The sequence below is a fragment of the Pseudodesulfovibrio sp. JC047 genome, from assembly GCF_010468615.1.
GTDB lineage: Bacteria > Desulfobacterota > Desulfovibrionia > Desulfovibrionales > Desulfovibrionaceae > Pseudodesulfovibrio.
The window spans coordinates 140126-160403 of sequence record NZ_WUEH01000006.1; the positions used below are offsets into that span (position 1 = coordinate 140126).

The 20278-nt window shown below is 53.6% G+C and carries 16 protein-coding genes; 10 read left to right on the forward strand and 6 right to left on the reverse strand.

Features of this window, described 5'->3' with window-relative positions; all coding sequences use genetic code 11:
* Positions 1 to 3: 3 nt before the first annotated feature.
* The 5 genes from GO013_RS05735 to recA all read right to left on the reverse strand — a co-directional run bounded on the left by GO013_RS05735 (position 4) and on the right by recA (position 7260).
* Positions 4 to 2151 (reverse strand): adenylate/guanylate cyclase domain-containing protein, encoded by a 2148-nt coding sequence (locus GO013_RS05735; protein ID WP_163809101.1) that lies wholly within the window; start codon positions 2149 to 2151, stop codon positions 4 to 6.
* Positions 2152 to 2315: 164 nt separating this feature from the next.
* Positions 2316 to 2708, reverse strand: a complete 393-nt coding sequence (gene rpsI / locus GO013_RS05740) for a 30S ribosomal protein S9 (protein WP_229596931.1) — start codon at positions 2706 to 2708, stop codon at positions 2316 to 2318.
* A 9-nt stretch (positions 2709 to 2717) separates the two neighbouring features.
* The gene (gene rplM / locus GO013_RS05745; RefSeq protein ID WP_163809103.1) at positions 2718 to 3146 is read right to left on the reverse strand and encodes a 50S ribosomal protein L13; all 429 of its coding nucleotides are present in this window, start codon (positions 3144 to 3146) and stop codon (positions 2718 to 2720) included.
* 342 nt (positions 3147 to 3488) lie between these two features.
* Positions 3489 to 6128, reverse strand: coding sequence for an alanine--tRNA ligase (alaS, locus tag GO013_RS05750; RefSeq protein WP_163809104.1), 2640 nt, complete (start codon positions 6126 to 6128; stop codon positions 3489 to 3491).
* Between the two features lie 85 nt (positions 6129 to 6213).
* Positions 6214 to 7260, reverse strand: coding sequence for a recombinase RecA (gene recA / locus GO013_RS05755; protein WP_163809105.1), 1047 nt, complete (start codon positions 7258 to 7260; stop codon positions 6214 to 6216).
* A 254-nt stretch (positions 7261 to 7514) separates the two neighbouring features.
* On the opposite strand from recA, the gene GO013_RS05760 reads away from it, so the two are divergent.
* The 10 genes from GO013_RS05760 (at position 7515) to GO013_RS16975 (ending at position 18863) form a co-directional block, all read left to right on the forward strand.
* Entirely contained in the window at positions 7515 to 8579 is a 1065-nt protein-coding gene (locus GO013_RS05760; protein WP_163809159.1) for a tRNA(5-methylaminomethyl-2-thiouridylate) methyltransferase, read from the forward strand.
* A 36-nt stretch (positions 8580 to 8615) separates the two neighbouring features.
* Positions 8616 to 9545, forward strand: coding sequence for a calcium/sodium antiporter (locus tag GO013_RS05765; protein WP_163809106.1), 930 nt, complete (start codon positions 8616 to 8618; stop codon positions 9543 to 9545).
* 622 nt (positions 9546 to 10167) lie between these two features.
* Entirely contained in the window at positions 10168 to 11658 is a 1491-nt protein-coding gene (locus GO013_RS05770; RefSeq protein WP_163809107.1) for an alkaline phosphatase, read from the forward strand.
* Positions 11659 to 11722: 64 nt separating this feature from the next.
* A complete protein-coding gene (locus GO013_RS05775) occupies positions 11723 to 12865 on the forward strand; it encodes a YibE/F family protein (protein WP_163809108.1) in 1143 nt (380 codons plus the stop codon).
* Positions 12866 to 12929: 64 nt separating this feature from the next.
* Entirely contained in the window at positions 12930 to 13361 is a 432-nt protein-coding gene (locus GO013_RS05780; protein ID WP_163809109.1) for a YccF domain-containing protein, read from the forward strand.
* A 118-nt stretch (positions 13362 to 13479) separates the two neighbouring features.
* Positions 13480 to 14211 carry a Bax inhibitor-1/YccA family protein gene (locus GO013_RS05785; protein ID WP_163809110.1) on the forward strand — a complete coding sequence of 244 codons (732 nt, stop codon included), beginning with the start codon at positions 13480 to 13482 and terminating at the stop codon, positions 14209 to 14211.
* 177 nt (positions 14212 to 14388) lie between these two features.
* A complete protein-coding gene (gene lpxK, locus GO013_RS05790) occupies positions 14389 to 15483 on the forward strand; it encodes a tetraacyldisaccharide 4'-kinase (RefSeq protein WP_163809111.1) in 1095 nt (364 codons plus the stop codon).
* A gap of 9 nt (positions 15484 to 15492) precedes the next feature.
* Entirely contained in the window at positions 15493 to 17688 is a 2196-nt protein-coding gene (gene rnr, locus GO013_RS05795; RefSeq protein WP_163809112.1) for a ribonuclease R, read from the forward strand.
* 119 nt (positions 17689 to 17807) lie between these two features.
* Positions 17808 to 18470: a helix-turn-helix transcriptional regulator gene (locus GO013_RS05800; RefSeq protein WP_163809113.1), complete on the forward strand. Its 663-nt coding sequence runs from the start codon at positions 17808 to 17810 to the stop codon at positions 18468 to 18470.
* A 228-nt stretch (positions 18471 to 18698) separates the two neighbouring features.
* Complete coding sequence (locus tag GO013_RS16975; protein ID WP_203529399.1) at positions 18699 to 18863, forward strand: hypothetical protein; 165 nt, start codon at positions 18699 to 18701, stop codon at positions 18861 to 18863.
* A gap of 249 nt (positions 18864 to 19112) precedes the next feature.
* Here the strand turns inward: GO013_RS16975 and GO013_RS05805 are convergent, their stop codons facing one another.
* Positions 19113 to 20078 carry a diguanylate cyclase gene (locus tag GO013_RS05805; RefSeq protein WP_163809116.1) on the reverse strand — a complete coding sequence of 322 codons (966 nt, stop codon included), beginning with the start codon at positions 20076 to 20078 and terminating at the stop codon, positions 19113 to 19115.
* Positions 20079 to 20278 lie beyond the last annotated feature (200 nt).

The following is a 20278-nucleotide window of genomic DNA, read 5'->3' on the forward strand; positions in this document are numbered from 1 at the left end:
TCGCTATTTTTCTGTGAATCGTTCAATGCCGTCCCAGTCTTCCGGCGGATTGTTGTCCAGATTGGCCTGTGTCCGTTTGATGTACAGGGTCGCAAGCGCATCCGGAGATTCAATGGATTGGAGCAGCTCCAGCGCAGTTTGCCATTTCCGGGCGTGGTAAGCTGTGTACGCCTTTTCCCAGATGTCGAGACAGCCCATGGTCTCGGGAGATGGGACCAAATCGGTCAATCCGCTTTCTGGACGGGCACCGATGAGTTCATGGATTCGAAATGGCGTCCGTGCGCCTTTTGGCAGGACTGTGTCCACTGATCGGAAGACGAAGTAGGCCTTGCTGTGTGCCTGGACGGGGTCACTGGCCAGTATGGTTGTCCCATAGTGCTTGTTGAGACCTTCGATTCGTGAGGCGATATTGATGGTGGAGCCGAGTGCGGTGAAATTCAGACGATCGGATGATCCCATATTGCCGACCACGGCCTCGCCTCGATGCAGTCCGAATCGGGTGTGCAGATGGATGGTTCGATTGTGGGGCATGGAGTGGGTGTATCCTTTGACTGATCGCGCGCACCGGAGTGTTGCTTCACAGGCTGAGAGGGTATGGTTCGTGGTCTGTTTGGGGGCATTCCAGAAGGCCATCAAGGCATCGCCGATGTATTTGTCGATGGTTCCCCCCTGAGCCGTGACTTCCTGTCCCAGTTGGCTGAAATAGTCGGAGAGCATGAAGATGACCGCCTCGGGCGGGAGGGTTTCGGCTGTTGTGGTGAAATCTGCGATATCTGAAAAGAGGACGGTTAGGGTTCGGCGATCGCCGCCGATGACCGGGGATGCTCCTGATGCGATGTAGCGTCGCACGAGGTCGCTGGGAATATATTGAGAAAAGGTCTGGATACCTTGTTTCATGTTTGAAATGGCCAGTGAGAGATCCGCGACCTCTTTGATCCGTGAATGGATGTCGATGGGCGTGTCCAGATTGAAATTTTTGATTTCATCGGCTTTATGGGCAAGCGTGTTGAGTGGTTTGGCAATTCGCCGAGAAATGAGAATGACCATGAAGAGTGAAAGACAAAAAATGGTGCCGGTATAGAGCAGATTGTGCATCCGCAGTTTTCGTATTTCTTGGGTAAAATATTCTTCCGGGGCAACAACAGCCACGATTTTTTCCTCATCGATAAGTGATTCGACACTCACACTGGCGATGTACCTCGTCGTGTCAAATTCGAACGTAAATGCCTTGCCCGGGGTGTTGAGCTTGGTGAACTGGGCAAATATCGTGGAAAAGAGTGGTGTATCCGCTGTTGCGGAAGCGAGTGCTTTGAAGGTGGTATTCGACGGGTTTGAACCGGGTTTGAGTGATTCAGGATCGATTTCGTCGTGGGCAGTGACTACCCCGTTGGTATCATAGACAATCAGTCGTCCTTCGGAGCCGGGGGCGTGTTCTTCGAGAAATTGGACAAGCGTATCCAGTCGAATGTCCACACCGACAACGCCGGTGTCAAAGGCGCTCATGAACGTTGTGCCAAGGACGGCTGGCGTGTTGAATCTGTACAGAAAAAGGGTGTGAATGGCGTCGGGGAACTGGCGGGCTTCAATGTACCAAGGCCGGGTCCTCGGATCGTATGTCGATGGTTTTGTGCGCGCCGGAGCGAGTTGGACATGATCTTTGTTGAAAAAACCGTACAAGGTGGTTCGGTGTCCCTGACGTTCGTGGACGTATCGGAGATAGTATTCGGCTCCTTCGGGAGCGCCGAGCTCCTGAGTGAATGATTCACCTTTGACGAGACGAATCATCTGATACATGTCGCCATCATCCCAGCCGATGTAGATGGAGTGGATTTTGTCGTTGTTGTTGAGCAGGGTGGAGAAAAGCGTTCTGACCGGGTGTTCCAACCCGTTCGGCTTGTCGCGCAGGTGATCGACAGACGGAAGGAATTTGACGATGCGGGCAGGTCTATCAAGCGTATCCCGCAATTCGATGACACTTTTATGACTGATTTCTTCGAGGAGTTTTTTTGCGTTGGAAACCGCTGACTCCCGGCCTTTGACAAAGTTGAACGTAATAAGCAGTCCGGCCAGAAGGATACAGATGAAAAGAAAGAGGGACTGGATGGTAAAGACCAACGTGTACCGCTTGGTGGATATGCTTTCTTTCTTCATAAAAAAGCGCATAGCATACAATAGGGCCTGTGCGCCACAAAAGAGTCTCGTTGAGAGGGGCTAGGAAGAGCGGGAAGAAAGGGGATGGCGGGGGATGAATCCAAAAAAAGATCGGCACCCAATGGGTACCGATCCTTGATATCTTCTGTGTTCCGATTCTCGGCTTAACGCTTGGAGAACTGGAAGCTGGCGCGTGCACCGCGAAGACCGTATTTTTTACGCTCTTTCTTACGAGCATCGCGGGTCAGGAGACCGGCGGGCTTCAGAACGGCGCGCAATTCAGGGTCGATTTCGCAGAGGGCGCGGGAAATGCCGTGGCGCAGAGCCTCGGCCTGACCGGATACGCCGCCGCCGGAGCAGTTGGCCTTGATGTCGAATTTATCGAGCATCTTGACCAGCTTCAGGGGCTGCTGCACGACCATTTGCAGGGTCTTGCGGGGGAAGTAGTCCTCGAAAGGACGACCATTAACGGTGATCTGCCCGGTACCGGCATACAGGCGGGTACGGGAGATGGCGTTTTTTCTTTTACCAGTGCTGTAAGTGAAATCGCTCATGATAATCCCCGATTAAATATCCAAAGTTTTGGGAGCCTGGGCTGCGTGCGGATGCTCGGAACCTGCATAGACTTTCAGCTTCTTGATCTGCTGAGCGGCAATGCGGTTCTTGGGCAGCATACCTTTGACAGCGGCGGTGATGACGTTCTCAGGCTTGAGGGCCAACATTTCGCGGAGGGTCTTTTCTTTCAGACCACCGGGATGGTTGGTGTGCTTGTAGTACATCTTCTTGTCCAGCTTCTGACCGGTGACTTTGATCTTGTCGGCGTTGATGACAATCACGAAATCGCCCATATCCATATGATGGGAGAATTCCGGCTTGTGCTTTCCGCGCAGACGATTGGTGATCTCTGTGCACAGACGGCCCAGGATTTTGTCCGTGGCGTCGACGATGAACCATTCGCGGTTCGCGTCTTCCGGCTTCGGGCTATATGTCTTCATAAAAATTGCTCCTTGCGCAAACTGAGAGGGGGACTTCTACGCATATGAAATACGCATGTCAACCCTCATGCAACGTATAATTTATAATCGCGCGATCAGAAGGTGATGCGTGGACCGTGACAAGTGTAACGGGGGAGTCACGGAGAACGCCGATTCTTCTAACCGGGAGGATGCTTGTGCCACAGATCTCGACAGGTGACAAGGTTTTTTTGGCTGTGGGACGGTGAAATCGGGCCAATGCGACGTTTCGGAACATTCGACAGGCCATGGAGAAAAAAGACACGCCTCAAAAGTCATGACTTTCGAGGCGTGTGTGGTATCGAATTGGCGATGTCGGATTCGTTATCCCGCAATCAATTCCTTGAGTTTTGCAAGGGCGTTCGGGATTCCGGCTGGGTTCGAACCTCCGGCTCGGGCCAGGTCGGGACGTCCGCCTCCACCACCACCGACTTCTCCGGCAACCGATTTGATGAGGTCTCCGGCCTTGAAGGTCTGGTGCAGGTCTTTGGTCACGGCCAGGGCTACGGAAACCTTGTCACCGTCGTGTTTGGCGATCAGGCAGATGATTCCGGATTTCATTTTGGGGCGCAGGGCGTCCATTTGTTCCAGCATCACACCCATGTTCGGGGCTTCTAGCTCGGTGGCCAGCACCTTGACGCCGTTGATTTCCTCAATGTCGTTCATCATGTCGCGTCCGGCGCCGGATGCCAGTTTGGTCTGGAGGGATTTCATCTCCTTGGCCATGTCCTTGACCTGCTTTTGAAGATCTTTGACCTTCTTGGGCAGTTCGGCTGGTGTGGCCTTGAGCATGGCCCCGGCCTCGGCCACGGCGTTGCGACGTTCATTGAGATACGCCACGGCATTGTGTCCGGTCGCGGCTTCGATACGCCGGATACCGGCAGCAACACCGGCTTCCGAGGTAATGACAAAGGCTCCGGCAATGCCGGTATTGTCCAAATGAATGCCGCCGCAGAATTCCATGGAAACGCCGGGAACCTCGATGACTGAGACCGTGTCGCCGTATTTTTCTCCGAACAGGGCGGTTGCGCCCTTGGACTGTGCGTCGGTGATGGACATCACTTCCCGGGTTACGGGAATGGCGTCGAGAATATTCTGGTTGACGATGGCTTCGACCTGAGCCAGCTCGTCGTCGGACAGTCCCTTGATGTGCGTAAAATCGAACCGCAGCCGGTCGGGTCCGACTAGGGAACCGGCCTGTTTGGCATGATCGCCCAGCACTTTTTGCAAGGCGGCGTGCAACAGGTGAGTCACGGTATGATTGCGCATGGTGGCCAGTCGTCTGGACCGATCAACATTGAAGAATGCAGAATCGCCGGTGGAGAAGGACCCTTCGGTGACCGTGACCTTGTGAGCGGTCAGTTTTTGCGAGGGTTTGACCGTGTCCAACACGTTGGCCTTGCCGCCGGATGCGGCGATGGTGCCAGTGTCGCCGGTCTGTCCGCCGGATTCTCCGTAAAACGGGGTCGAAGTGGCCACGATCCATCCGGATGCGCCTTCGGGCAGAGAGTCAATGACGGTGCCTTCAGGGGTGAGCAGATATGCGATGTCCGACTGGTCGGCCATGGATTCATAGCCGGTAAATTCAGAGATCACGTCGTGTTCGAGCAGGGTCTGGAAGGTGGAGGCGATATCTTTTTCGCCAGAGCCTTTCCATGCGGCCTTGGAGCGTTGCTTCTGTTCCTGCATACATTTGTCGAATTCGGTTTCGTCAACACCCATGCCGCGCTGTTCGGCCACGTCCCGCACGATGTCGATGGGAAATCCATATGTGTCGTACAGAGTAAAGGTGGTTTCGCCCGGAACAATGGTGGCCTTGGCTTTTTCAAGCTCGGCGAGTTCCTGTTCGAGCATCTCAAGACCTTTGTCCAGCGTCTTGGCAAACCCTTCTTCTTCACCTTTGACGACTTCGATCATGAAGTCGCGGGTCTCTTCCAATTCCTTGTAATGGCCGCCCATGTCATCAATGACCTTGGATGCGGTTTTCCACAGGAATGAGCCTTCAAGGCCCATGAGCTTGCCGAAACGATAGGCCCGACGGATGAGGCGGCGCAGGATGTAACCACGGCCTTCGTTGGAGGGGAGTACCTGATCCGGGATCAGAAATGCGATGGCGCGGGAGTGGTCGGCAATGACCTGAAGTGCGGTGTCGATTTCTTCGGACTGACGGTATTGGACCCCGGCCAGTTCAGCGGTGTACTGGATGATGGATTGAAACAGGTCGGTTTCGTAGTTGGAGGCCACACCTTGAGAAACGGCGGCGATGCGTTCGAGTCCCATGCCCGTGTCAATGGACGGACGGGGCAGGTCGGTGCGGGTGCCGTCTTCGGCCTGGTCATACTGCATGAACACGAGGTTCCAGATTTCCAGATAGCGATCACAGTCACATTTGCCGATGCCGCAGTTCGGGCCGCAGCCGACTTCTTCGCCCTGGTCGAAGTGGACTTCGGAGCAGGGACCGCAAGGGCCGGTATCACCCATGGACCAGAAGTTGTCCTTTTCACCCAGTCTGTAAATTCGTTCTTCGGGAACGCCAGCGATTTTCTTCCACAATTCACCGGCTTCGTCGTCATCTTTATATATAGTAATATAAAGACGTTCCTTGTCGAGTTTCAATTCTTCGGTCAGGAATCCCCAACAGAATCGGATGGCGTCTTCCTTGAAGTAGTCGCCAAAGGAGAAGTTGCCGAGCATTTCGAAAAAGGTATGGTGCCGTGCGGTGCGCCCCACGTTTTCCAAATCGTTGTGCTTGCCGCCCACCCGCAGACATTTTTGTGACGTGGTAGCGCGGATATAGTCCCGTTTTTCCTGTCCCAGGAAAAGTTTCTTGAATTGAACCATGCCCGCGTTGGTAAAGAGCAGGGTCGGATCGTCCTTGGGGGTCAACGGCGAAGAATCCACAATGGTGTGGCCGTTCTTCTGAAAGTATTCAAGGAACCGTTGACGGATTTCATTGGCTTTCATTGTGCAAGTTCTCCAAAAAGATGATTTCCAGACAAAAACGCCCCGGGTCCATGTCCCGAGGCGTTGTATCCGGGCTTAAAATTTACTACTTTTCAGCATCTGCGGCTGGGTCGGCCTCGTCTCGGAATCCGAGATGTGTCATCAGTTTTTCTTCGATGGAATTGGCCATGTCCGGGTTGTCCTGCAAAAGCTGGCGGACATTTTCCTTGCCCTGGCCCAGTTTTTCAGACCCATAAGCGAACCAGGAACCGGATTTTTCGATAATGCCGTGCTCCACTCCCATGTCGATGAGTTCTCCCATGCGACTGATACCTTGTCCGTACAGTACATCAACCAATGCCTGACGGAAGGGCGGGGCGACCTTGTTTTTGACCACCTTGATACGGGCGCGAATGCCGTAGGCCTCATCCTTGTCTTTCAATGTCTGGATACGGCGGATATCGAGACGGCAGGATGCGTAGAATTTGAGGGCGTTACCGCCAGACGTGGTTTCCGGATTGCCATACCCGGTCATGCCGATCTTCATGCGGATCTGGTTGATGAAGATGACCACGCAATGGGATTTGTGGATGGTGCCGGTCAATTTCCTGAGCGCGTGGGACATGAGTCGGGCCTGACCGCCAACCTGGGTCTCGCCCATCTGCCCTTCGAGTTCGGCCTGGGGGATCAGTGCGGCGACCGAGTCGATAACCACAACGTCCAGTGCGCCGGAACGAACGAGCAAGTCCGCGATTTCCAGCGCCTGTTCACCGTAGTCAGGCTGAGAAATGAGTAGGTCGTCAGTCTTGACGCCCAACCGTTTCGCATAGCCTGGATCAAGTGCGTGTTCCGCGTCGATGAAGGCGGCGTTGCCACCAGCTTTTTGAGCCTGGGCAATGATGTGCAGGGCCAGGGTGGTCTTACCAGATGATTCTGGTCCATAAATTTCGATGACGCGGCCTCGGGGGACCCCGCCAATGCCCAGCGCAATGTCCAGACCGATCGAGCCAGTCGGAATGGCGGGTATGGAATGGGACGCTTCGTCATCCATACGCATGATCGAGCCTTTGCCGAATTTGCGTTCAATGGTGGTGAGAGCGGTACCAAGCGCCTCTTTGCGCAGTGTCTTGGGGTCAACGGCTTTTCGTGCCATATATTCATCCTCCGGGATTTACGAGCTGCAATACTTGAGCAACATGTTCAAATACCAGATACACGAGAGGTGGGCAACACTCATATGGAGAGATAAAATGCTGTGTGTATGCAGTGAGTTATTGTATTTAAAGGCATTCGTCCTCTGTTGTGGCGCGTGATATTTCTTTTTCTGTTTTTTGTTGCTCGGGGTGAGAGGCTGCAAAATTCTTGCCCTTGTCCGCGAACTGACATAGTGGTCGCCCCATGGTGGATATGAAAAAGAACTATGACGCGCTTGCGTTGTTGTCCGGTGGTCTGGATTCGATTCTGGCCATACGGACTGTGATGGACCAGGGATTGACGGTGCTCGGTTTGCACTTTGTCACGCCCTTTTTTGGCAAACCGCATCTGATCCCGTTCTGGCGGGAGCACTATGGTATCGAAGCGGTGGCCGTGGACATTCGACAACAGTATGTTGATATGATGTTGGACGGTCCCTCGCAGGGGTTTGGCAAGTGGCTCAATCCCTGTATCGACTGCAAGATCACCATGCTTTCGCACGCGGTGAAACTTTTGCCGGAATACGGGGCGAAATTTCTTGTTTCCGGTGAAGTCGTGGGCCAGCGGCCAATGAGTCAGCGGGCCGATGCCTTGAACCTTATCACGAAGCGGGCGCATGTCCGGGACGTGTTGCTTCGCCCACTCAGTGCCAAGAATTTGAAACCGACGCCCATGGAAACATCGGGGTTGGTGGATCGTGACCAGCTTCTCGATTGGTCGGGACGGGGACGCAAGCCGCAATACGCTTTGGCAGAAGCCTATGGTTTTACCGAAATTCCCACCCCTGGCGGTGGCTGTTGCTTGACCGAAGCCTCTGGTGCCGCCCGATTTGTTCAGGTCTTGATTCACCGTCCACGCCCGACGGCCACGGATTTTTCCTTGGCGCGGGCCGGTCGTCAATACTGGGCCGGGTCCCATTGGTTGACCTTTGGTCGAACTGCGGAGGACAATCAGCAGATCGAATCGTGCGTGGAGTCGACTGATTATATCTTCAAAGTGGCGAATTTCCCGGGACCGCTGGCCGTGGGACGGCCTGTTGCCGGGGAGTGGAGTCCCGAGGCCCTTCAGGATGCGGCCGCGCTCATGGCGTCTTATTCCGGCAAGGCCCGAAAGCATTTTCAAGCCACGGGGGAAAAGGTCGAGGTCACAGTCGATCGAGGCACTTCCACTGAAACTCTCAGGGTCATTCCGACCCGTGAAACTGTTTTTGCCTGGACAGAACCCAAGCCTGAACTCGTGAAGGAATGGAAAAAGTTACAGATCGAATCTGAAGCCTAACTTGCTCCCTCTTTTCACATAGCATATACATATACAATGACTATCGATATTATCACCTTTTGCGCTGCTGCGGTTCTGCTGTGGTTCGGTGCCAACTGGATTGTGACTTCGGCTGCGCTTATCGCCCGTAAATTCAATGTTTCCGAACTGGTTATCGGGTTGACCATCGTGGCTCTCGGCACGTCGGCCCCGGAATTTCTGGTGACGGTCAATGCCGCCTTTCGTGGCCACAACGACATTTCCCTGTCCAACGTGGTCGGTTCGAATATTTTCAACCTCGGGTTTATTCTCGGGCTGATGGCCATTATCAAACCATTGGTTTCCAATCGGACCATTGTCTATCGGGACGGTCTGCTCCTGTTCCTCACCACCGCCGGTATTCTGGCCGTGTCCTTTGTGGGTGAACTCGGTCGATGGTTCGGTGCCGGGCTGATGTCTCTGCTTATCGGCTATCTCATCTATCTCGGCATGAAGCGTGAATCTCCCGGTGAAGACGAGCTGGAAGAACTCAAGGGAAAGACCTTTTCATGGTTGGATGTGGTGCTGCTTCTCGGCGGATTCGTGTCTATTGCCGCTGGTGGGCATCTCATGGTTTCTGCCGCTACGTCCATCGCGACCTCGTTGGGTGTTTCATCCTGGGTGATCGGGGTGACTGTTGTTGCCGCCGGTACCAGTTTGCCCGAATTGGTGACCTGTCTGGCCGCATCGGTCAAAGGCAAGAACGAAATGCTCCTCGGCAACCTGATCGGGTCGGATTTCTTCAACTTCGCCGGAGTCCTTGGTCTGACTTGTCTGCTCAAACCGCTGCCCGTCTCGCCCGAGGCCTCAAGCGGATTGATTGTTCTGGTTGGGATGGTCGGTCTGGTCTTGATCCTGCTGCGCACCGGCTGGCGTGTTTCCCGCTGGGAAGGCGCGTTGCTTATCGCCATCAACCTCATTCGTTGGACACATGATTTCATGGCCTAGATGGGTGTGAGTCTTTTATACCCGGGCTTTGCCCGGACCCACCAGAGAACCTTTTGAAAAAGGTTCTCTGGACTCTCCAAAACTTTGTGTCGCTCGCTTCGTTCGAAGCTGTCGGCAGCGTGCGGTTGTGCGGGTCTTGGGAAAGAAAGGCGTTTGGGAATGCCTTCGGCGACCAAAGAACCCTTTGAGAAGGGTTCTCTGGACTTTCCTAAACTTTGTGTCGCTCACTTCGTTCGAAGCTGTCGGCAGCAACTGTTCGTGCGGCTTTTGGGAAAAGCGTTGTAAAAAACTTAAAACGCATTCTTTTTGCGAAATTTTCTCATTTCTTAAGCTAATCCCTCTTTTATTACTCTGACGTCTTCAATCCCACTCAATCGAGAACGAATGCCCTCGCCGAAGGCGCGACAAAAAGTTCTGGAGGGGAGTCCAGAGGGGAACCTCTTCCAAGAGGTTCCCCTCTGGCCGTCGGAGACATTCCATACCTCGAATCATCTGCCTGTGTTGTCACAGAGTTGGTGGCGTTTGGTCACCTGGTCTTCGCATGGCAGCACGGGAGTGTCACATTGAGGGCGTAGAAATGAATCCATCAGAAAGAAATACCGTCCTTAAGGAGGTCGAAGTGATGATGGATTTTGGAAAAAAATGGATGAAAGGTGTTTGTACACTGCTGCTCGCCATGGCGTGCGTGGTTGGTGGAGGGCTGGCAAAGGCCGAGGCTGGCGAGATAACCGCCAAATATGTGTTCCTTTTCATTGGTGACGGCATGGGATTGCCGCAACGGGCGGCGACTTCGGCCTATACCGGGAAACAGCTTGCCATTGATGCCATGCCCGCACAGGGAATCACCACGACTTTTGCAGCCGATCGGTTCATCACCGGATCTGCGGCATCTGCAACGGCCTTGGCGTCGGGTATCAAGACCAATATCAACTATATCGGGGTTGATCCTGATTTCAAGCCGGTCAAGACCATCGCTGAGATGGCGCGTGATCAAGGTAGGAAAGTCGGCATTGTGTCGTCGGTGTCCATTGACCATGCTACGCCAGCGGCTTTTTATGCACACGTCAAGACCCGTAAAATGTACCATGAAATTGATGTGGCTTTGGCGCAATCCGGGTTTGATTTCTTTGCTGGTGGCGGACTCAAGGACCCTGCTGGAGTGAAGTCCAAGAAGCCGTTGGGCAATGCTCTGAATATGGCCCGGGAGAACGGGTATACCATTGTGAACACGAAAAAGGATTTCATGGCTCTCAAGCCGGGCGATGGAAAGGTCTTGGCCTGGAATGAATGGTTGCAGGACGGCAAGGCCCTTCCCTATGCCATGGATATGACGGATGCAGATATCACGTTGGCCGAGTTCACGGGCAAAGCCATTGAAATGCTGGACAATGATGATGGGTTTTTCCTGATGGTCGAGGGCGGTAAAATCGACTGGGCGTGTCACGCCAATGATGCCACCGCATCGATCTTGAACACCATTGCGTTTGATGCCTCTGTGCAACAGGCATTGGCTTTTTATGAAAAGCATCCTGATGAAACCGTGATCGTGGTGACAGGTGACCATGAGTGTGGCGGACTGACACTTGGCTTCGCCGGGACCAAATACGGGTCACATTTCGATATTCTCAGCCAGCAGAAAGTTTCGTTCCAAAAATTCACGGATGAAATCTTTGCTGAGTTCAAAAAGACGGGCGGCGGTTTTGAGGCGTTCAAGCCGGTTGTCACCGAAAATTTTGGCTTGAAATTTTCCGGGAACCCCAAAAAGGACGCGCTGGTTCTGGCTGATTTTCAGCAGACTGAAATTCGGGCCGCGTTTGAACGGTCCATGCAGGGAAGCGAAAAGCTCAACGCGTCCGAATACCTGATGTACGGTGAATATGAGCCGGTGTCTGTCGCCATTACCCATGTGCTCAATCAGAAGGCCGGTTTGGGATGGACTTCGTACAAACACACGGGGGTGCCGGTGTCCACATCCGCCATTGGTGTGAGGGCTGCTGCGTTTAACGGCAGCTATGACAATATCGATATCGCCACCAAACTCATGAAGATCATGGGACTGAAACCCGAAGCCAAATATGTGGATTCGGGGGCTGTGCGTCTCGCTGTCAACTAGATCAATTATCTGTCATTCTCGGGCGAATCGGGTGACCGGTTCGCCCGTTTTTCAAGGAAAGTCCATGGATTCACCTCAGAGAAAATCGCGTGATTGGTTGCTTGTCTCCCTTTTTACCCTGCTTGCCATTGCCTTGTATTGTGTCCCAACGGGATTCGAGACGCATACGGATACGGAAGCGGTTCGGTGTACGGCTGAAGTCATGGCCGTGGACAATGCGAATCTTCAGGAACTCGGCATGATTCGGACCGGGGAACAGGCGGTGACCCTCAAGTTGTTGGACGGTCCATACGCCGGGCAGGTGCATGATGGACACAACCAGTTGCTCGGTCAGATGGACCGGGACAAGGAATTTCGGGTCGGGGATACCGCCTATGTGGTGCTGACCATCGGGGAGGGGGGCGAAGTCATTTTCGTGAATCCGCAGGCCCATTATCGATTGGGGCTGGAATTGCTTTTACTCGGGTTGTTCGCGGGATTGCTTATTCTTTTTGGCGGAATGACAGGACTGAAGGCCCTGTTGTCTTTTGTGTTTACCGGCATGGCACTGTGGAAGGTCCTGGTTCCGTTGCTCCTCAAGGGGGCGGACCCGGTCTGGCTTGCGCTGTGCGTGGTCGCTTTGCTCAGTGCGGTCATTATCTTCATGGTCGCCGGGATCAATCGTCTTGGTCTGACCGCCTTTCTCGGCGCGTTTTTGGGCGTGATTTCCAGTTGTGTCTTGGCCGTGTTCTTTACCGAAAAATTTCATGTGCACGGTGCGGTCATGCCCTTTGCCGAAACCCTGTTGTATGCCGGATACGGCCATCTGGATCTGACGCGGATCTTCATGGCCGGGGTGTTTCTGGCATCCAGCGGCGCGGTCATGGATTTGTCCATGGACGTGGCGGCATCCATGGGTGAAGTCGTTGCCAAGAAACCCGATATCACCAGGGTGGAGGCCGTGTGGTCCGGGATTCGCGTGGGACGTGCCGTGGTCGGAACCATGACCACCACGTTGTTGCTCGCCTATTCCGGGGGGTATGTGACGCTGCTCATGGCCTTCATGGCACAGGGTATCCCGCTGGGGTCCACGTTCAATTTCATTTACGTAGCCGCCGAGGTACTCAAAACCCTGATCGGCAGTTTCGGATTGGTCATGGTCGCACCGTTCACCGCCATCGTGGGCGGCGTCTTGCTGGTGAAAAAAAGCCCTGATGCAGGGCACTGAAGCATTGACGAATGACGCGGTATAGGCCACACCATGAATGAATCTTACAGTGCAAGGAGTCGCAATGTTGTCAGTGCTCGGAAATATCATTTGGTGGGTTATCGGTGGGTTGTTCATGGCTTTGGGATGGTTCTTGGCGGGATGCCTGATGGCCATCTCGATTATCGGCCTGCCTTGGGCGCGGTCTGCGTTTGTCATCGCCAAATTCGCTCTGATTCCTTTTGGTCGCACCTTGATTCGACGGGATGTCCTGACAGGGCAAAAAGACGTCGGAACATCGGACTGGGGTATCGTGGGCAATATCATCTGGTTCATTTTTGCAGGATGGTGGCTGTGCGTGGGACATATCATGGCCTCGCTCGGTTGCTTCATCACCATTATCGGCATTCCGTGGGGATGGCAGCATCTCAAGCTGGCCGGAGCCACCCTGGCCCCCATTGGCATGACGTCCGTGACCGTGGAAGAGGCGGAAAGAGTGTACGGCGTCAGACCGTAGTATGAGAATTGTGCAAAAGCGTGCACGCCTCTTGCCAGAGGGGGAAATCCTGCTTACATACACAGGAACAGCCGGGATAACCTCGGCGAATATTTGGGAGTAATTCGGAGGAATTTCAATGGCTCAATATCCTAGTATGCAACAGACCGGCTCGCGTGCCGATGTTGTCAATGCCTTTATGCGCGGCGTGTATGGCTGGATGAGCGCGGGCCTCGGGCTGACCGCTCTGATTGCCTTTGCCGTGACCCAGTCCCAGACATTGTTGCAGATGTTTTTTGTCGTGGACCCGGCCACTGGCGCAGTGGGTATGTCCACATTGGTTTTCATCCTGCTTTTCGCTGAGTTGGGTATCGTTTTCTACCTGAGTGCGAAAATCAGGACCATGGCACCGTCCACGGCAACGGCTTTGTTCATGCTCTATTCCGGGCTGAACGGCCTGACCCTGACCCCGATCCTTTTGGCGTATACCGCTGAATCCGTGGCTTCGACCTTTGTCATCACTGCGGGAATGTTCGGGACCATGTCCATTTACGGACTGCTCACCAAAAAGGACCTGACCAGTTGGGGCAGCCTGCTGTTCATGGGCCTGATCGGTATCATCATCGCCATGGTCGTGAATATCTTTCTGCAAAGTTCCGCAATGGCCTTTGCCATCTCGGTGATCGGTGTGATCATTTTCCTCGGTCTGACAGCCTATGACACGCAGAAGCTCAAGACTATGGGAGAATCCGTTCCCATGAACGATTCCGCCGCCATTCGCCGTGGAACCATTCTGGGTGCGCTCACCCTGTACCTTGATTTCATCAACCTTTTCCTCATGCTGCTTCGGTTGCTGGGGAACCGCGAATAATTTCGCGGGAATTGAAACCATCTGTCACTGGCCGTATCCGAAACGTCGGATGCGGCCATTTTTTTGGGATGATTCCAGTGTCACAAATGGGTGAACTTTTTTGGGGCAGGGAGTTGCGTCTTGTCACGAGCGGCTGTCAGACGTATGATTCACTCTGCTTTTTCCCTTTGGAGGACCATGTCTGAATCTGTCATTGATATACAAAAGAAATGTGCCCCTGTGCTCAAACCGGCCGCGAGTGTGTACGGGCGTGTCATGCGGGTGCGCGAAGCAATGTATGCTCGCGGGATGCTGCGTCACTGGGAGCCGCCTGTACCCACGGTGTCTGTGGGAAATATTGGTTGGGGCGGGACCGGCAAGACCCCGGTGGCCGACTGGCTGCTTGGGTGGGCTGAAATCCATCGGCTGAAAAGCGTTTTGTTGACACGAGGGTATGGCGCGCATCCTCCATCCGTGCCGTATCTGGTGCGGCCGGAATCCCTGGCTGAATCAGCCGGTGATGAACCGCTCATGCTGGCCCGGTCTCATGCCCGGGCACATATTCTGGTGGACCCGCAACGTATTCGGGCCGGAAAACTCGCCATGAAACGATTCTCTCCGGATGTGATGATTTTGGATGACGGGTTTCAGCATATGGCCGTGGCTCGGCATTGCAATCTTGTGCTTTTGAAACCCGAGGATGTGGGAAGCGGGTGGAATCAGCTCATTCCTGCCGGTTCATGGCGTGAGCCAGCGTCCGCTCTGGCCCGTGCCGATGCGTTCATGCTCAAGATCAGCCCGTCGGAATTCGAGACACTGACACCAGCCCTGCGTCAGCGGCTTGGCGCGTTCGGAAAGCCGGTGTTCAGTTTTCAGATCAAGCCGACCGGGGTGCGTCCCGTGCGTGGTGGAGAGGCTGTCCCTGATTTTGATTCGGCCTCATACCTGCTCGTGTCCGGGGTGGGCGATCCTGCTCAGGTCAAAGAAACCGCCACGCGATATTTAGGGTATCCGCCCACGGAACACATGATCTTCAAGGATCACCATCCGTATTCGCAAAAGGATGCGCTGGCCATTGCCGATTCGGCCCGAAAGGCCGGGTGCGAGGCCGTGCTGTGTACGCCCAAGGATGCGGTCAAACTCGGGCCACTCTGTTCTGAAGCATTCTGGGAATTCGATCTTCAGCTGGCATTTGGTCCGTCGCTGTTCACTGACGGTGTCGATTTCGAAGCATGGTGGACCCGGCAGTTCAATGATATTTCAACACGCCTTGTGAACAAGGCCCACTCATAGGAGGCTGTCATGGCCCAGAAAAAACGAAAACAACCGCGTTCAAGCACTCCGCCGCTTTCCGTAGGGGAACTGCTCGCACTATTTAAGGATGTACAACGTCCTTTGTCCCGAGCCGAGGTGATCCGGTATCTCAAGCTCAAGAAAAAAGATAAATACCGGGTCAAGGATATGCTCAAAGAGCTGGTTCAGAAGGGAAAACTTATCCGTATCCGACGGGGATACGGTCTGGCAGAATCCATGCATTGTCTGACCGGACGACTGGAAATACAACGGCAGGGATTCGGTTTCGTGATTCCGGAAGATGCCAGCGGCAATGATGTCTTCATCAATCAGCGGGACATCGGTGAGGCTTGGCATGGGGATCGGGTGGTCGTGTCCATTGTGGGTGAAGCGAAAAAGGGACGGAATGCCGAGGGCCGTATCGTTCGAGTTCTGGAACGAGGTCGGAAAACCCTGCCCGTGAAAATTTTCAAGAAAATGGGGGATGAATGGCTGTGTCGGCCGAGCGATCCCAAGTTGGCTTTTGGCATTATCGCCACGCTCAAGGATGCGTCGATCGCATTGAAACCCGGTGATATTGCCATCTGTGTGCCCGGTGAAAAGATGGACCCGACCATGTGGCAGGGGGAGATCATCGAACGCCTCGGGCTGGAAAGTGACATTTCCGTGCAGGAGACTTTGGTTCAGTCAAATCACAGTATCCGTACCCGGTTCCCGTCCGGTTCGACGCATCAGGCAGAGGCCCTGCCTCGCGAACCTTCGGCCAAGGATTTTGTGGGGCGGCGCGATCTGACGGACAAACAGTTCGTGACCATCGACGGTTCCACGGCCAAGGATTTTGACGACGCCATTCTGGTCGAGCGCAAGGGAATTGGGTATCGCCTGTGGGTCGCCATCGCCGACGTGGCCCACTATGTGGGCGAGGGTACCCCGCTTGACAAGGAAGCGCTTGAACGCGGCAATTCCTACTATTTCCCGCAATCCGTGGTGCCCATGTTTCCCGAACGGCTGTCAAATGGATTGTGTTCGTTGAATCCTGATGTGAAACGGCTGACCATGGTCGTGCGTATGGATACGGACGCCTCCGGTGTGACGCGATCCACCGCATTTTATCAGGCCGTTATCAAGAGTCAGGCCCGGTTGACCTATTCGCAGGTGAAGCGTGCTTTGTTGGATCATGACGAAGCGACCCGACAGGAGATTGTTTCGGTGGTGCCCATGCTTGAAGTCGCGGAAGAACTGGCCAGGAAGATCAACACCTTGCGAAGCCGTCGCGGGTCCCTTGAGTTCGAGTTGCCGGAACCGGAAGTGGTTTTCGACGATGCGGGGACCGTGGTTGATATCCGACCCAAGCAGCGGACCTTTGCCAATCAGCTCATTGAGGAATTCATGGTCGCAGCCAACGAGGCGGTGGCGGAATATCTTATTGAGCAGGACATGCCCTGCCTGTTCCGCATCCATCCACCGGCAGATGAGGACAAACTGAAAAATTTGTTCAGAATGCTGTCCCGCACAGACAAATCCATTGTCATGCCCAAGGAAATGACGCCCAAGAAATTGCAGATGCTGGTGGCCTCCATGCGAGGGACGGACAAGGAATACGTGGTCAATCGGATGTTGCTTCGGTCCATGAAGCAGGCCAAATATTCGCCGGATAACGAAGGCCATTTCGGGCTGGCCAGTGAAGCGTATGCGCATTTCACCTCGCCCATTCGTCGATATGCCGATCTGGTGGTGCATCGATTGCTCAAAAAGACCCTGGCCAAGGATGATGGGGCAAAACGCGGGGCCGTGCCGGGCAAGGAACGATTGCAGACGATCGCCAACCATATCTCCAGTCGGGAACGGATCGCCATGGTCGCGGAACGGGAAATTCTCAAACGGGTGATGGTCCTGTTCCTGCGAGATAAGGTCGGCCAGACGTTTGACGGAGTGATTTCGCATATCACGGACTTCGGCTTTTACGTGGAATTGAAGAGCGTCATGGCCGAAGGAATGGTGCGCCTCTCATCCATGGATGATGACTACTATACCTATTGGCCCCAACGGGAAATGTTGGTTGGAGAACGAACCGGACGCGCCTTTACACTGGGCCAGGCTGTGGAAGTGGTGCTTGATGACGTGCGTCTGGAACGGCTGGAGCTGAACTTCAGCCTCAAATCGGTGGCCGACTCCGCCATGGATTACAAGGATTTGATTGAATAGGCCGTGGTTTCTTGTGGTGGTGGCTTTCGGTGCCGGACGGTGTGTCTTTGTTGACAAAATAGTTTATTTTGTGTAAACAAAATTGACAAAGATCAACATTTTCACCCCAAGGCGCCAGTATGAGTCACGGATTCGAAGCTTTTTTTGGCCGACTCTGTTCGGAAACCGATGTCAAAAATCAATCGCAACTCGCCCGTGAACTCGGCGTTGGGCGAGCGGCTGTTTCCCTTGCCAAAAAGAAGGAAAATGTTCCGGCCCGATGGATTCTCGATCTGTCGGCCCGGTTCGGTTTGAATCCATTATGGCTGGAAATGGGCAGGGGACTTCCTCGGCCTGAAGCAGCCATCGCAGCAGCGGAAGAAGACGGCGTTTTGTATGAAGAGGTCCCCAAGGTTCGGGCTAGACTGTGCGCTGGTGGAGGGTCATTCGAGACCGACGGCATGGTTGAAGGATATTACTCCTTTCGGGCCGATTGGCTGAAAAGTCGTGGAAATCCGGCGAATATGGTGCTGATGGAAGTGGTTGGCAATTCCATGGAGCCAGAGATCAAGGAAGGGGACATGGTGCTTATCGATCAGGCGCGGTCCGATGTCTTGTCCGGGGGGATCTATGCTGTGGGCGTCGAGGATACCGTGATGGTCAAGCGGGTGGAACGTCTGCCCGGCACCTTGGTTCTCAGAAGTGACAATGTGGATTATTCGCCGATTCATTTATCTGGCGACGAATTGAATAATGTCCGGGTTATCGGTCAGGTCTTGTGGGCTTCTAGAGAATATCGTTGAACCGATCACGCGTTGAAAAAAGAGTTCCCCGTACTGAAATTTCAGTGCGGGGTTTTTTATTAGCTTGGAATTATTGGACAAGATAATGCGAATTTGTTTTGTGTTATAAAGCTATACAAAATGTAAATAAATAGTTGACAAAAAGAGTGGGGGTTGTTTATTAAAGAATCACGTTGAGTCAAAAAGAACACCATTCGCGGAAGGGCGATATGGTTCAAGGAGCGCGACATGCAGGAACGGTATTGCAAGTGTGGGCACAGGCTGATGGTTCAATATTCTCTTGATGGTTTTCTTCCCTGGGAGGCTGTCATCGTCGATGATGAGGCAGTTGTGATCCCGGTCAAGGTCTGCCCCTGTTGCGGGAGCTATCTCTCCATTCATTTCCTTCGATAATATTTCTTGTCAGTGAGCCGAAGTGTGCGGCCTCTGGCTTCAATCCCTGTTGAATGAGGGCCATGTGCGACTCCCCGGAGCGTGTGGCCCTCGTTCTGTATGGTTTGTTCGAAGTGTGCCTTGGTGGACGTTGTGCGATGAAATGGCAGGAAGCTGTCTTGGTCTCTTTTTTCCCACCAGCACGGCGGCGTGAGCCTCAAGGTGGGATTTGTATTCAATAAAATGAATGAAGTGTGGGGCGGTGATTTTTTAGGAACAGGAAAATTGGATGACAGATGTTCTGTTTCGGCCCGCTTTCTTGGCCGAATACAGTGCGGTGTCTGCGGCTTGAAGGAGTGCCTCGGGCGCATTGGTACAGGTCGGTATGCTTGCTGCAATGCCGATGGAAACCGTGACCCATGGCCTGACGGTGGAATTCGGATGATCGAGGTGCCTGCGGGCAAGAGTGTCGTGGATGGTGTCTGCCACTTTTTTGGCCCCGAGAGAGCCGGTGTTCGGCAGGACGATGACGAATTCTTCACCCCCGAATCGAGCGACAAGATCACTCGGGCGGCGTGCTGATCGTGACAGGATATGTCCCACGGAACAGAGGCATTCGTCACCACGGAGATGACCGAGTGCGTCATTATAGCGTTTGAAGTGGTCGATATCAATCATCAAGAGGGATAGAGGACTGTCTTCCCGGCCATTGCGCATCCATTCGCACACCAGAGTGTTGTCAAAACATCGCCGGTTGGCCAGTCCTGTCAGTCCGTCCTGATTGGACATGCGTTCCAGCTTACGGGCCAGACATTGCAATTCCTGTTCTCGCATCATGCGTTGCAACATTTCTCGGCGAAGGTGTAATGCCGTGCGAACGCGTGCCCGCAATTCTGTTACTCCCAGTGGTTTCGTCAGATAATCGAAAGCGCCTGCGGCAAAAGCCCGGTCAAGGTTGATCGGACTGACGTCACTGGTAATTGCAATAAGCGGAATATCTTTGAATTCGTTGCGACCCTTAAGAAATCGGATAGCTTCAATGCCGTTTGATTCGGCAATATCCAGATCAAGAAGAATCAGATCAATGGGGTTTTTTGTTGAGGTCGCATCGAGCAGTGCGTGTTCGGCATCCAGTAAACAGGGCGCGGCGACAAGGTCACTGTGGCCAGCCCCATCCAGCAGTGTGCTGATTTTTTTGATAAAGTCGGCCGAGTCGTCAATAAGAAGAATTTTCATGCGATGTTTAGATTCTCATAGAGCAAGTCAAAGCGTTGAAGAGAAAAGTCCTTGATTTTTATGACGAGTTGTGAATTTGTTGCCCATAGTAATAATAACTTTTATGTATTTTAGCAATCCCCAAGTATTCAGACCAGAGAATCTTTGTTAATATTTTGCAAAAAACGATATGGCGGTGTATCTCTATAGGCGAAAAGATA

Bases quoted from the DNA above. Each gene is read 5' to 3' on its own strand.
- GO013_RS05735 (WP_163809101.1), bottom strand. From the start codon at position 2,151: ATGAAGAAAGAAAGCATATCCACCAAGCGGTACACGTTGGTCTTTACC.
- rplM (WP_163809103.1), bottom strand. From the start codon at position 3,146: ATGAAGACATATAGCCCGAAGCCGGAAGACGCGAACCGCGAATGGTTC.
- alaS (WP_163809104.1), bottom strand. From the start codon at position 6,128: ATGAAAGCCAATGAAATCCGTCAACGGTTCCTTGAATACTTTCAGAAG.
- recA (WP_163809105.1), bottom strand. From the start codon at position 7,260: ATGGCACGAAAAGCCGTTGACCCCAAGACACTGCGCAAAGAGGCGCTT.
- GO013_RS05760 (WP_163809159.1), top strand. From the start codon at position 7,515: ATGAAAAAGAACTATGACGCGCTTGCGTTGTTGTCCGGTGGTCTGGAT.
- GO013_RS05765 (WP_163809106.1), top strand. From the start codon at position 8,616: ATGACTATCGATATTATCACCTTTTGCGCTGCTGCGGTTCTGCTGTGG.
- GO013_RS05770 (WP_163809107.1), top strand. From the start codon at position 10,168: ATGATGGATTTTGGAAAAAAATGGATGAAAGGTGTTTGTACACTGCTG.
- GO013_RS05775 (WP_163809108.1), top strand. From the start codon at position 11,723: ATGGATTCACCTCAGAGAAAATCGCGTGATTGGTTGCTTGTCTCCCTT.
- GO013_RS05780 (WP_163809109.1), top strand. From the start codon at position 12,930: ATGTTGTCAGTGCTCGGAAATATCATTTGGTGGGTTATCGGTGGGTTG.
- GO013_RS05785 (WP_163809110.1), top strand. From the start codon at position 13,480: ATGGCTCAATATCCTAGTATGCAACAGACCGGCTCGCGTGCCGATGTT.
- lpxK (WP_163809111.1), top strand. From the start codon at position 14,389: ATGTCTGAATCTGTCATTGATATACAAAAGAAATGTGCCCCTGTGCTC.
- rnr (WP_163809112.1), top strand. From the start codon at position 15,493: ATGGCCCAGAAAAAACGAAAACAACCGCGTTCAAGCACTCCGCCGCTT.
- GO013_RS05800 (WP_163809113.1), top strand. From the start codon at position 17,808: ATGAGTCACGGATTCGAAGCTTTTTTTGGCCGACTCTGTTCGGAAACC.
- GO013_RS16975 (WP_203529399.1), top strand. From the start codon at position 18,699: ATGCAGGAACGGTATTGCAAGTGTGGGCACAGGCTGATGGTTCAATAT.
- GO013_RS05805 (WP_163809116.1), bottom strand. From the start codon at position 20,078: ATGAAAATTCTTCTTATTGACGACTCGGCCGACTTTATCAAAAAAATC.